Raw genomic sequence first — 13,668 nt, 5'->3', positions numbered from 1 at the left:
ATCAAAAATGATGATGTGCAGTGAATCATATTGGTATTAAAAATTCCTTCTCGTTTTGAGATAAAGCTAGTATGGGTGGACGATTTTAGTATGAGGGGGATTTTATATTGCGCTATGCTTATAGCTACATTGATGTAATCAGTGACTCGTATTGGCTTGAATTGTGAATTAGCTAGGGCTCCTCTATAATTAAATTCTTGTGTGTAGAAAATAGAGAAGTATGTCATCACAATCTCAAGTCGCTTCTACTCAGGTGACAAAAAGGCAAACCAAGCCAGCAGAAGTCCGAATTGATGAGCTGATGAATGCTGCACAAACGCTTTTCTTAGAAAAAGGTGTGGAAGCTACCACCATTAGTGAAATTATTGCCAGTGTGGGCGTTGCTAAAGGAACCTTTTATCATTACTTTGAATCGAAACAGCATATTGTTGAAGCCTTAAAAAAACGTTATATCGATTTTTTTATCGCGGCCTTAGACAAGGCAGTTGCAACATGTGATGCTGAAGATTGGGTCAGTCAATTTAAGGTTTGGATCTCTGCCAATATACAAACCTACCTCGAAAGTTATCCTATACATGATATTGTTTTTGGTGCACATCACCATGAACGTAAAAATAATGAAAAAAATATGATATTGGAACAATTGCTGCAAATCTTAAATGGAGGGCAGCAGGCGGGTATTTGGCATTTAGAACAGCCAAGATTGACTGCGTTATTGATTTATTCTGGTGTGCATGGGGTTGCAGATGAAGCAATTGCCAATCAACTGCACGATAGCACAGATTTTTCTCAGCAAATTGCGCTGCAATATTTAAAAATGCTCCATCATGAAGGCTGACTTTCAGCATTATCTTGAATCGTATAAATCGCTTCTCGTCTGATATTCTTTTATTATCAGTTTTAATTAGAACCCTAAACGATGCATTTTAAAGCGAACTATTCTGCTTAAGTTGTGATCAGTAGTGATCTTTAAAAGCGCTTTCAAGACTGTCTATAAAAATGAAAGGTTTGGGTTTTGAGTAGGTTTTATACATTGACCGACCGTCGGTCAATGTATAATATAATGATTCTCATTTAAAAGATCTAGGTGATGTATGAATGCATCTCGCCAGCCGATTTATCTTATTTTAGCGCTCTATATCAGTACCTTTCTGTGTTTGGTGGATTTAAGCAGTGTCAATCTTGCACTTGGAAGCATTCAAAATGAATTTGATAGCGACATGGCAGATCTACAGTGGGTGATTGATAGCTATGCTTTAAGTCTATCGAGTTTAATGTTAGCGGTGGGGGCATTAAGCCAGCGTATAGGGCGTAAAAAATTATGGTTGCTAGGTGTGATCATTTTTATTGTGGGTTCATTGATTTGTGCAATGGCAAGCAATTTTAGTTTATTGATTATTGGACGAATGATTCAAGGGGTGGCTGGTGCAGTTTTAATCCCTTTGGCATTGGCGATCATGGTGCATCATTTTCATCAACCGCAAGACAAAGCACGTGAAATCGGTCGTTGGAGTTCGTTTAGTGCGTTTTCATTAATTGTCGGCCCATTGATGGGTGGGTTGCTGGTACATCATTTTGGTTGGCAAAGTATTTTCTGGCTCAATCTTCCTGTTGGGATTCTAACGATTTACTTGGGCTATTATGGTATTGAGGCAGATCAGAAATCGGTGCCTGTACCTTTTGATTATCTGGGTTTGCTTTACAGTGCAGTGGCGATCGTCACATTAACGTATAGCATTATTGCATTACAACATGTGCATTTAGCGTACTGGTTTATGCTGAGTATTTTCTTATTTATCATGGCAAGTATGGCGTTTGTATGGCAACAAAAACATGCTACCCATCCATTGATTCCCAATCATTTATTTAAAAATAAACGCTTTTTAGCCTATAACGCGATTTCTTTTATTTTAGGGTTTGCAGGATATAGTTCGTTATTTATCTTTGCTTTGTTTTATCAAAATCAGATTGAGTTAACTGCAGCACAGGCGGGCTGGTTGATTGCACCACAGTTTTTAACACAGGCATTTGTTTCCATTGCTTTTTCTAAACTACACCAACGTTTTACTGTGGCAAGCCTGTTAACGCTGGGCTTAGCAATTGCAGGCACAGCCTTGTTGGCGATGATGAGTTTTCAAACCGATTCATCTTTTGCGCTATTTATCTTTTGTAGTGGACTTATGGGAATTGGTATGGGATTGATCGTACCGGGCTCAAGTACATTGATCATGGGCAGTGTACAAGTGCAAGATGCAAACTTTGCCGCAGCTATTTTAAATACACTACGTCAATTGGGAATGACAATTGGGATTGCAGTATTAGGTACAGCGATGACCTTTGTGACGACTTTATCTCAACAGCAGGGCAATAGCTTACAATCTGCTGAACTGATGGCTTTCCATGTCACGGTCATGTTGATGGGCGGACTCTTTCTACTGTCTATTTTGTTTATGTTGTATAGCCAAAAACAAGCGAAATAGCCGAGTGGAGAGATGTTGAATATGACTTGGCGGATACGAAGCTCAAAAAAACTTATGTCTTTTTTTGGTGCTTGGGAATTTTTCGCAAACTACTCTATTTAACGTGAGTTCGACTTAACTATACCTTTAACTTATTGAAAAACAATGATCTTGACGGAGTCTTGCTAAACTGTCATTCAATTTCAGGATCAGCCTGCGGCTCGCCCTACTTTTGTTTCGGCATGAGGAGCTAAGCTCCGCAAGGGCAACCATCTTGCGCAGCTACATCGCTGCTCACCGCAAAACTCGACGACGACCAGCAACGCATTCAATGAATCGCAGAAACAATACTTTATGAATGAAGTCCTGCCTCAGACAGTTGCGGATGACGTTTCCGCGTATCATATTTCATCAAGAACTTATATCGAACTCAGGTTATTTAATTTATCTGTACCTAGAAGTTAGTTCATCGTTTTGGAAAGTAAATTATAAATTGATAGGAATTCGTTTGCCCTAGTTGACGGAATAACTTTATGGAATTCAATAGATTTCATACTCAAGTTGTGACTTAAACTTGAGTATGAAATCGTTGTACCTCCTTAAAGTTCATATAGTAAAGTCACTAAATCCTAAGATATTGTAATTAAATGACTTTAATCTAAATAAGTATTTACATATGTCCAGATAAATTTGACTTTTTTGTGTGTATAATGTCCAGATGAATAGCACTATTATGTATGTCGATTGATGAAGGAGAGTTTTATGCATAAGTCTTTTAAGCTTTCTGGTTCTTGTACTCAAAATGAACGTCAAACATCAAGTGTTGCTAAACAAGTTCAGTCACAAATCAGTAAATACCATGGTGGGCGTATATTCACTGCTGAGAATTTTAAAGTTGTAGGTTCGCATGATGCCATTCTACGTTCCCTTTCTAGATTGGTAGAAAAAGGCGAGATTAAACGTATTCATAAAGGCATTTACTATAAGCCTGAGATTAGTCATATCTTAAAAGGTAAAGCTTTACCTCCAGACCTGAATGAAACAATCAAGGTGATCAGTCGCTCGAATAAAGAGAAGTTGCAAGTACACGGAGCGATAGCAGCCAATACGTTGGGAATATCGAATCAAGTACCAATGACAAAGGTGTTTTATACCAGTGGAGCATCACGAGAGATCATTATTGCAGGATCTAGAGTGAAGTTTATTCACACTGAAAGCAAAATTTTATTGCAATCAAGTAGTACAGAAGTGGGCCTAGCAATCTCTGCTATGTACTTTTTAGGAAAAGAATTGGTTAATGAGAAAGTGATTTTTCAAATCAAATCCTATTTAACAGAAGAACAGTTTGAAGACCTAAAGAACTTAAAATTAACCAGTTGGATGAAATCAGCATTAGATAAGAAAGAATATAATCATTATGATGTCTACGCCTAAATCGTTCATGCACCTGACAGAAAAAGACCAATCTGAAATTTTTCGTGATTACGCTTCAATCACACCTAATCGGGGGATAGAGATAGCCGAAAAAGACTTGTGGGTATGCTGGGTACTCAAAATGTTATTTGAAATGCCAAATCACTTAGATATGGCTTTCAAAGGTGGGACGTCTTTATCTAAGGTATTTAATGTGATTGATCGTTTTTCTGAAGACATTGATATTACTTTGGATTACCGTCAATTTAAGGCTGTTGATGAGTTGCATTTAGGCGAAAATCAAACTGCTCCAAAACATATAGGTTCGGCTGTGAGTAGAAGGATTAATAAAAAACTTGAACTCGAAGTGCGTTCTTATGCTGCAGATGTTGTAGCTCCCTATCTGAGAGAAATGGTTGCCCAATTGCCAAGAAGTGAACTTTTTAAAATTGAACTAAATGAAAAGGGTGATGCTATTGAATTTACTTTTCCTTCAATTCAGAAAAGTGATCAAAGACAAGGCTATATGCTGCAATATATATTAATTGAGTTTGGTGGTCGTAATATCATTGAACCGAATGATATATGTCATGTTGCTCCTTATATGGCAGATTCTTACCCAGATTTTGAATTCCCTTCCAGTATGGTTACTGTGCTTTCAGCACATCGAACATTTTGGGAAAAAGCGACTTTGATTCATGTTGAGTGTCATCGTGGCGTAAGACAAGATGCGGCTCGACTATCAAGGCATTGGTTTGACTTGATGTCTCTTAGTAATCACACAATTGGCCAGAATGCCATTCAAGACGTTAATTTACTCAAAGATGTAGTCGAACTGAAAAATATTTTTTTCAATGCGGGTTATGCAAATTACCCTAAGTGTCTTTCAGGTGATTTTGTTTTACTTCCTGATGATTTGGGTATCCGTCAGCTTAGAGTTGATTATGAAAAGATGATTGAATCTAATTATTTAAACGATTCCACGATCAGTTTTGATCAAATTATTCAATCTACACAACTAACGCAAGATCTAATTAATCAGGTCATTAAAGATCATAACTTAAACGTATAAAAATGTTGCATCTATAGTTAACCTGTTGAAAAACTTAGATACAAGAATATAATTTCTGTTAATTAATATTTTTAATTAAATCAATTGCATGAGGCAATGAGTTGTTTGATTGTAAAAAGTTTGCAATGCCACACCTTACATTCAAAGTTTAAATAGCTTTGTGTAGGCGATGTAGGGGGAGTGCAAAGATAAGACAGTACAAAAGTGAGGCATTAGACTTCTTTCATCAGTCCTTTTTAAGACTATAAATCAACATAAAAACCCCTCATCCTAGCCTTCTCCCAGTGGAAGAAGGGACTTTCAATAGCAAAATGATTTAAGCCATATAATCATTTTTTGATTTATGAAAGATCAATTGTTTACGCAAATTAAATTTAAACTTTTCACTGTAATAAGTGGCTGTGCAAGCCCTTACCATCAGATGAAGTAACTTATCTGCAATAGAATTACTTAAGCTGCTCTAAATTGATTAAGGCATTGCCAAAATAATTAAATGCATCCAGTGCACCTTGAATAACCTCATCTTTCTGGCTAGGGCTGAGTTCGGCTTGATCTAAAGCTTGCACAAATCGTTTCCAGACCTTTGCTCGACCTTCAGGGTAAGCTGCCAAATTGCGCGCACCATTTTCAGCGCTTAAACCTAAACGTTGCTGCGCTTGCTTAAATAAGAATGCCGCGCCTAAAGTTGACCCTTCTGAAACGTAAATCCAGCCTAAAGCAGCAGGGAAAGTCACATTTAAACTTTCTAAAGTTTGACCTTGGGGGTGAATACCTAAATCCTGTAGATCTAACAGTGCTTGTGCAGAACGACCACGAATATCAAGGTCGGTAATATGTAAAGCCACTTGATCCTGTTGAAATAAATGTTCGATTTCCAATTGAAAATAATACTGAGACAGGGTGAATAAGGCGTATTTTTCTACACTAGAAAATACGTCTGCCTTTGCCATTAGCGCGTGCATTCTTTCATGCTCATCTGCGGTCTGTAATTTGAGGCGCATGGCTAAACTGAGTTCTTGTTGCGGATTGGGTTCAGTGATCAGTGCTTGATTCATGTAATTCTCTTATAAAAAAGTCTATGAAAAAATGGGTTATATGAGAGATGACGAATGAACTGGATAAAAACCGCAACAGCGCCTACAAAAAAAGTTCTTTAGGAATAGCATTTACAAATCACAAAATGTAAACGATAATTATTATTGTTTAGAAATTTTAATTTAATTCTATGATTCCAATTCTCCCCACACCGTCGCGGCAACAAATACTGCAAGAGATGTATTTGGATCACCATGATTGGCTGAAACAATGGCTCAACTCGCGTGTCAGATATCCTTTTACTGCCGCAGATCTGGTTCAAGATACGTTTGTTAAATTGCTGCAAAGCAAACAGCTTTTTTCAATTCAGGAACCGCGTGCATATCTGGTCAATGTGGCAAAACATGTGCTGATTGATAAGCATCGTCGCTATATTTTAGAGCAGAATTATTTAGAAACACTCAAACAGCATGCAGATGATCAAGATCTTTTAATCACTTCAAATCAAATTGAAGAGGCTGTAGTTATTTTAGATTTTCTGACTATCGCTTTACAGAATACGACGGCGCTGACTCGAAAAGCCTTTATCATGTATTACTTTGAAGGCTATAGTCAGAGTGAAATTGCCACTGAGATTGGTAAATCATTACGCACGACACAGCTCTATTTAGCCGAATGTTTACAGTTATGCTATGAGGCGAAAAACAATTTGCTTGAGCTAGGGCTAGATGAACGCTAAACAGCTACAGAAAGAAATGGCTTTATGGATTGTTCGTTTAAATACCGATGATTTGCATGAGCGCCAACAAGCGCAAATTGAGTTTGAAGCATGGCGAAGCAAATATCCTGAACATCACGATCAACTCGATCAGATGCTTAATTTTTCTGAAACGATGCAGCAGTTTTCGACAACGCATGGCATATCCAGTCAAAACGTTCGCAATTCAATGAAAGTCAGTCAGCAAAGTAAAAAACATATTTTACAATTATTTAGCAAAGTCTTGCTGTTTTGTGTGAGTATCGGTGGTGTTGTTTATTTCACTGCGAATTCAACAATGATGTCTTACTACACGGCTGATTATAAAACTGAGATTGGGCAAATGCATTCGATCACCTTGGAAGATGGTTCCAAAGTGACTTTAGCTGCAAAATCTGCCATTAAACTTGATTTTACTGCTGAAAAAAGACAAATCAATTTAGTTCAAGGGGATATTTATATTGATGTTGCCAAAGACCCACAACGACCTCTGATCGTTCATACAGCTCAAGCGGATTTTAAAGCGCTCGGTACACGATTTATAGTTTATCAGTACGCCAACAGCAGTGTGTTAAATATGTTGCATTCAAAGGTTGAAACCCGTTCATTGGCTAAAAATTCTCAAGTAAAAGTGGTTAAGCAAGGGGAAAAAATTAGCGCTGACGCACTTGGTTTAAGCCCGATTTCTGAGTTGGATATTGCATCGACCGAGTTTGCTTGGGATAAACATCAGATCTTGGCAGATCAACTTCCTTTAGCTGATTTACTGACCAACTTAGGGCGTTATCATCATCAATATTTAATATTTAATTATTCGACCTTAAAAGATTATAAGGTCAGTGGTGTGATTAATGCGAAGCAGGATTTAGATCAAACTTTACGTTTATTGTTAACTCAATATCCAATTAAAATAACCAAGCTTGGCGCTCATGTGATTTATATTACTTCAAAATAACAAAAATGTTATTTTGGTTGGGTTAAATATCTTATTAAATGTGGTTTATTTATGTTTAGTCACATTTTTATATGTTGGAAATACTGTTTAAAACTAAAATAATGACTTAAAATTTACCATTTAATTTATTTATAGTATTGAATTTAAATAATAAAATTTATACATGATTTTATGTAATGTGTTCGTATGATAAAAAGTCAACTTATAAACTATTGTGGTATAGATATATTTTTGTCAGCATAAGGTTTTATTTTAAATTAACTTAAATTTAAAATAAAAATAGATGTTGAGTGGCTAAATTTTTTAAATCAGCATAGGCTTAAAATAAACAGAAACATAGTTTACCCATATTTAGTTGCATTTATTTATATTGGAATTTTTTCCTATAATGTGAATAAGATAATATTTATCGCAAATTATTGATACAAAATTTATAAAGGGGTAATTCAATGAAGAAACTAACTTTAGCAACATTGAGTACTTTGGCAAGCACAAGTATATTTGCGCTAGATGGCACCATCACCGTTAATGGGGCGGTGACGGATCAGACCTGTACATTACAATCTGAAAATAATATTGGAGTAAGCGGTTTAAAAGATATAACAGTCACCATGCCGACTATGCCTAAATCATGGCTTAATCCTCCAAGGTCATTGGTGAGTGTTATAAGATTTGCACTAAAACTATCAAATGCTGAGGGTACTGGTCCTTGTGATGCAGCAACAACTCAAGCCTTTAAAGGGGTCCATCTCAGTGCGATTTCGCCAGATCACTTGGATACGGCCGATAAGACTTTATTAGTGAATCAAGCCAGTGGTGCTTCTACGAAAAATCCTATTTTTATGCGAATTCACGTTAGAGATAGCAACCTCAGCCCTGTAGATTTTTTAGCGCCTTGGGGAGATCAAGCGCAAGGTATAATTGGTTCTGGTGGGATAATAACATACCAAATACAGACTTTTACCAAGACTGGGATTGTAGATGCTCAGAATTACACGGCAAAGATAAATTATACATTGCACTATAATTAACTTTTGTGTGTTGGCTTAATGGGTGAGGCATAGATTTAATGATGATTGAGCAAGTTAAAAATAATTAAAACTTTATAAAGGGGTAATTCAATGCAGAAACTAACTTTAGCGACATTGGGTGCTTTGGCTTTCACTTTGGTATCTACCAACGTGTTTGCAGTAGATGGCACCATTACAGTTAATGGGGCTGTGACGGATCAGACCTGTACATTACAACCTTGGAGTAGTATTGGTGGGATCACTAGTGGCTTGAAGAATTTAACACTTACCTTACCCACTCTGTCTAAATCAAGCTTTACGCCTTCAAGTCTAAGATCAATGTTGTACATCTTTTCTTTGAAGTTAACAAATGCTACGGGTACAGATCATTGTGATGTAGCCACAACTCAAGCCTTTAAAGGGATACATTTTAGTGTAACCTCACCAGCAACTAACTTGGATGCAACGGATAAGACTTTATTGGTCAATCAAGCCACAGATGCTTCTATTACCAATCCTGTATTTATTCAATTTCTTGCTGGTGCTGGTGAAGGTAGTTTGCCAGTAGATTTTTCTGCACTTTGGGGAGCTCAGGCAAAAGCCCAACTTGATACTATCGGTATTATTTCACACGTATATTACGCTGTAAGGTACGTTTCCAAGACTGGAATTGTCGATGCTCAAACTGTGCAAGCAACTGTCAATTATACATTGCACTATAATTAATTTTTTTGTGTGTTGGCTTAATGGGTGAGGCATAGATTTAATGATGATTGAGCAAGTTAAAAATAATTAAAATTTTATAAAGGTGTATTTAATGAAGAAACTAACTTTAGCAACATTAAGTACTTTGGCTTTCACTTTGGCGTGTACAAATGTATTTGCAGTAGATGGCACCATTACAGTTAATGGTGTTATCGCTGATGGAACATGTACATTAAATGGTGGTGGTTTTGCAATGGGCTTAAAAGATATAAGCGTTGACGTGGGCACTATACCTAAATCAAAGTTTACACCTACACTTCCAGACCCAAGGAAGTATGCATTTACTCTGTACTTCACAAATGCTGCGGGTACTGGTGCCTGTGATGTAGCAACAAGTAAAGCCTTTCAAGGAATCCATCTCAGTGCGATTTCGCCAGATCACTTGGATGCAACCGATAAAAGGTTGTTGGTGAATAAAGCCACTGGCACCGGTGGTGCTTCTAGTAAAAATCCTATTTTTATTCAAATACATACTAAGGAAAATAGGATTGTCAATTTTTCTGCACCTTGGGGAGTTCAAGCAAAAAGTGCAATTTATACGCTTGGAGATGAAACGTATTTACAATACGATGTAGTGCCTGCTTCCAAGACTGGAATTGTCGATGCTCAGAATTACGCCGCAAAAATCAATTATACTATTCACTATAATTAATTTTTTTGCCTGTTGGCTTAATGGGTGAGGCATAGATTTAATGATGATTGAGCAAGTTAAAATTTAAAAAAACTGCAATTGATTGCGGTTTTTTTTGTCACTCGGCTTGTTGTATAAGTCCTTTTTAAAAGCATAGATCAATATAGAAATCCCTTTCATCCTTGCAAAGGGAGAAAGCACTTTCAATACAAATATGATGCACTCCACATAATAATTTTTGACCTATGTAAAGAAAGCGATTGAATATCATTTTATAAAAAGAAAAAAGTGGTTTAATTAATATTCAGTGAATGATGTTGATGGGTAACACTTTGGATGGGTATAGAAGATTTTAATAAGGAAGCTGGATGATAGGGTCATTTATATGATTGCAAAATGATAAAACATATTATTTTAGTCGGGTTAAATCGCTTATGAGAAAAATGATTTTACTGATGTTTAGTCATATTTTGATATGTTGTAAATGCTGTTTAAAATTCAAATAAAATTAAGTTTTTGATCATTTTTTTTACTTATATTGATGAATTTTAACAATAAAATCTATACATGACTTTATGTAATGAATTTGCATGATAAAAAGTAAACTTAAAAATATTGTGGTATGGAAATTTTTTTGTCAGCATGAAGTCTTATTTTAAATTGACAGAAATTTAAAATAAAAACATCTATTAAAATAGACTCCAGCTTGAAATAAGCAGAGGTTTAAAGTTAACAACAGCGTTTATATATTTGATGTATCTATTTTCGTTGAAATTACCATGTCTCCTAATGTGAATAACAGCATCGTTAAATTATCGCATTTATTAAAGCTTTATAAGGCTGATTCAATGAAGAAACTGAGTTTACCCACATTGAGCACTTTACTTTTAACTTTGGTATGTACAAACGTTTTTGCTGTAGATGGAACTATTACCGTCAATGGTCTTGTGACTGATGGAACATGCACTTTACAAGCTGGTAGTGGTGGAGTAAGTGGCGTAAAAGATCTAACAGTTAATATGCCAACGATCCCTAAATCAAGGTTTACTCCTCTATATCCAACATCAGTGGGTATCAAATTTAGTATGCAACTAACAAATGCTACAGGTAACGATGCTTGTGATGCAGCAACAACGAATGCCTTTAAAGGGATACACCTCAGCGCAATTTTACCAACTGACTTGGATGAAACCTATCAGAGCTTATTGGTTAATAAAGCCATGGGTGAAGGTGGTGCTTCTGCTAAAAATCCTATTTTTATTGGAATAAGCACAGAAGACTTTGAATATGTAGATTTTTCTGAACCCTGGGGAGATCAGTCGAAAAGTTTAGTTTCTAGTGATGGGCGTGTAACGTACTATGTAGTACTTATTTCCAAGACTGGGATTGTCGATGCTCAAAATGTCACAGCAACTGTCAATTATACATTGCACTATAATTAAATTTGCCTCTGTTGTTTTTAACATGGAAAGCATGCGTTTACTGTAAATTGTGCAATTTAAAATGATTAAAAATTTATAAAGGGGGGGATTCAATGAAGAAACTGACTTTACCCACATTGAGCACTTTGATTTTAACTTTGGTATGTACAAACGTTTTTGCTGTAGATGGAACCATTACCGTCAATGGAGTTATCACGGATCAAACTTGTACATTGCAAGGTGATGGTGGTTATGTAACTGGTTTGAAAGATATCGTATATCCATTAGGTATTGTACCTAAATCGTGGTTTACGCCTACACTTCCAGTGCCAATGCGTTATGGACTTACTCTACAGTTAACCAATGCAACAGGTACAGCTCACTGTGATGTGGCAACAAGTAAAGCATTAAAAGGAATACATCTGAGTACAATTTCACCAGATGATTTGGATATAACGGATAAGACTTTACTCGTGAATAAAGCCAAAGGTGCGGGTGGTGCTTCTGCTAAAAATCCTGTTTTTATTCAAATGCAGACTGAAAACAGTAGGCCTGTAGATTTTTCTGCGGCTTGGGGAACTCAGGAGAAAAGCTTAGTGCGTATCCGTGCTGATGGTGAAACATATGTATATTACATAGTCGCGGTTGCTTCCAAAACGGGGATTGTCGATGCTCAAAATTTCACGGCAACTGTAAATTATACAATGCACTATAATTAAATTTCGTGTGTTGGCTTAAGCGGGGAGAAGCTTAGGTTTATTGATGATTGAGAAAATTAAAACTTATTCAAATCTTATGAGATTTATTTAATGCAGAAACTGACTTTAGCCATATTAAGTGCTTTAGCTTTAAGTTTGACATCCAGTAGCGTGTTTGCTGTAGATGGAACCATTACAGTCAATGGTGTAGTGACTGACGGAACATGTATATTATATAGTGCTGGTGGTGATGCAAGCGGTACTAAAGATCTAACGCTTAATTTGCCCACTGTACCTAAATCAGAGTTTTATCCATATGTACCGTTAAGGAAAAAACTCATTTATATGGAGTTAATGAATGCTACAGGTACGGGTGTTTGTGATGTAGCAACATCTAGAGCTTTTAAAGGGATACATTTGAGTGTAATTTCACCAGATCACTTGGATGCAACAGATAAGACCTTATTGGTCAACAAAGCCTCAGATGCTTCCACTACAAATCCGATTTTTTTTCAAATTACGACTAGAAATGGAATACCCGTAGATTTTTCAGCACCTTGGGGAGCTCAGGCGAAAAGTCCTGTTTTTGAGGGTGCTTATGCTGCGGCATATTTAAGTTATTTTGTAGCATATATTTCTAAGACTGCAATTGTCGATGCTCAAAATGTGCATGCGGTCGTCAACTATACATTGCACTATAATTAATTTTTGTGTGTTGGCTTAAGCGGGAGAAACTTAGGTTTATTGATGATTTAGCAATTTAGAAAAAATTAAAACTTTATGAGAGGTAATTCAATGAAGAAACTGACTTTAGCAACATTGAGTACTTTGGCTTTAACTTTGTCATCTACAAGTGTATTTGCGCTAGATGGTACTATCACCGTAAATGGTGCTATCACTGATCAAACATGTACATTACGAGCTGATGAAAATAGCATTCTAAGTGGGTTAAAAGATCTAACGGTTAGCTTACCCACGCTACCTAAATCAACCTTTACACCGTCAAATCGCGTGCCATTTTTTATGGGCTTTAATATCTATTTAAGAGATGCGACGGGTTCAGACTTCTGCGACATAGCAACAAGAAGAGCATTTAGAGGTATACATCTCAGTGCGATTTCGCCAGCTTACTTGGATACAACCGATAAAACTTTATTGGTCAACAAAGCCTCTGGTGCTCCTGTTGCGAATCCTGTTTTTATTCAATTTTATACGTTGGATTCAGTACCTGTGGATTTTTCTGCGTCTTGGGAAGCTCAGGCAAAAAGTACAGTTCAGCATGTTGGTAATCATACATTTGTATATTACCGTGTACAGTATGCCTCTAAAACGGGGATTGTCGATGCTCAAACTGTGCAAGCAAAGATAAATTATACATTGCAATATAATTAAATTTGCCTCTGTTGTTTTTAACATGGAAAGCATGCGTTTACTGTAGATTGTGCAATTTAA

14 protein-coding genes are annotated in these 13,668 nt (G+C 36.4%); 13 read left to right on the top strand and 1 reads right to left on the bottom strand.

Going from position 1 to position 13,668, the window contains the following annotated elements:
• Positions 1-220: 220 nt before the first annotated feature.
• From AS4_RS14800 to AS4_RS14785, 4 genes are all read left to right on the top strand, one after another.
• A complete protein-coding gene (locus AS4_RS14800) occupies positions 221-838 on the top strand; it encodes a TetR/AcrR family transcriptional regulator (protein WP_096734663.1) in 618 nt (205 codons plus the stop codon).
• 256 nt (positions 839-1,094) lie between these two features.
• Positions 1,095-2,480 (top strand): MFS transporter, encoded by a 1,386-nt coding sequence (locus tag AS4_RS14795; RefSeq protein WP_096734662.1) that lies wholly within the window; start codon positions 1,095-1,097, stop codon positions 2,478-2,480.
• 741 nt (positions 2,481-3,221) lie between these two features.
• Positions 3,222-3,893 (top strand): DUF6088 family protein, encoded by a 672-nt coding sequence (locus tag AS4_RS14790; protein ID WP_096734661.1) that lies wholly within the window; start codon positions 3,222-3,224, stop codon positions 3,891-3,893.
• Complete coding sequence (locus tag AS4_RS14785; protein ID WP_227548082.1) at positions 3,877-4,944, top strand: nucleotidyl transferase AbiEii/AbiGii toxin family protein; 1,068 nt, start codon at positions 3,877-3,879, stop codon at positions 4,942-4,944. The genes AS4_RS14790 and AS4_RS14785 overlap by 17 nt, the downstream gene beginning before the upstream one ends.
• 446 nt (positions 4,945-5,390) lie before the next feature.
• Here AS4_RS14785 and AS4_RS14780 read toward each other — a convergent pair whose 3' ends face one another.
• Positions 5,391-5,999 (bottom strand): biliverdin-producing heme oxygenase, encoded by a 609-nt coding sequence (locus AS4_RS14780; protein WP_096734659.1) that lies wholly within the window; start codon positions 5,997-5,999, stop codon positions 5,391-5,393.
• Between the two features lie 170 nt (positions 6,000-6,169).
• Between AS4_RS14780 and AS4_RS14775 the strand changes: the two genes are divergently transcribed.
• The 9 genes from AS4_RS14775 (at position 6,170) to AS4_RS14735 (ending at position 13,608) form a co-directional block, all read left to right on the top strand.
• Positions 6,170-6,718 (top strand): sigma-70 family RNA polymerase sigma factor, encoded by a 549-nt coding sequence (locus tag AS4_RS14775; RefSeq protein ID WP_096734658.1) that lies wholly within the window; start codon positions 6,170-6,172, stop codon positions 6,716-6,718.
• Positions 6,708-7,691, top strand: a complete 984-nt coding sequence (locus AS4_RS14770; protein WP_096734657.1) for a FecR family protein — start codon at positions 6,708-6,710, stop codon at positions 7,689-7,691. Before AS4_RS14775 ends, AS4_RS14770 begins: the two co-directional genes overlap by 11 nt.
• Before the next feature lie 449 nt (positions 7,692-8,140).
• On the top strand, positions 8,141-8,722 hold the full coding sequence (locus tag AS4_RS14765) for a fimbrial protein (RefSeq protein WP_096734656.1): 582 nt from the start codon (positions 8,141-8,143) through the stop codon (positions 8,720-8,722).
• Between the two features lie 90 nt (positions 8,723-8,812).
• On the top strand, positions 8,813-9,427 hold the full coding sequence (locus AS4_RS14760; protein ID WP_096734655.1) for a fimbrial protein: 615 nt from the start codon (positions 8,813-8,815) through the stop codon (positions 9,425-9,427).
• A 91-nt stretch (positions 9,428-9,518) separates the two neighbouring features.
• Complete coding sequence (locus tag AS4_RS14755) at positions 9,519-10,118, top strand: fimbrial protein (RefSeq protein ID WP_096734654.1); 600 nt, start codon at positions 9,519-9,521, stop codon at positions 10,116-10,118.
• Between the two features lie 827 nt (positions 10,119-10,945).
• Positions 10,946-11,539, top strand: coding sequence for a fimbrial protein (locus AS4_RS14750; protein WP_096735540.1), 594 nt, complete (start codon positions 10,946-10,948; stop codon positions 11,537-11,539).
• A gap of 92 nt (positions 11,540-11,631) precedes the next feature.
• Complete coding sequence (locus AS4_RS14745) at positions 11,632-12,237, top strand: fimbrial protein (protein ID WP_096734653.1); 606 nt, start codon at positions 11,632-11,634, stop codon at positions 12,235-12,237.
• A gap of 90 nt (positions 12,238-12,327) precedes the next feature.
• Positions 12,328-12,921: a fimbrial protein gene (locus AS4_RS14740; RefSeq protein WP_096734652.1), complete on the top strand. Its 594-nt coding sequence runs from the start codon at positions 12,328-12,330 to the stop codon at positions 12,919-12,921.
• A gap of 90 nt (positions 12,922-13,011) precedes the next feature.
• Entirely contained in the window at positions 13,012-13,608 is a 597-nt protein-coding gene (locus AS4_RS14735) for a fimbrial protein (protein WP_096734651.1), read from the top strand.
• Positions 13,609-13,668: the final 60 nt, after the last annotated feature.

Source organism: Acinetobacter guillouiae (genome assembly GCF_002370525.2).
Taxonomy (GTDB): Bacteria; Pseudomonadota; Gammaproteobacteria; order Pseudomonadales; family Moraxellaceae; genus Acinetobacter; species Acinetobacter guillouiae.
This window is presented reverse-complemented; position numbering and strand designations above follow the sequence as displayed.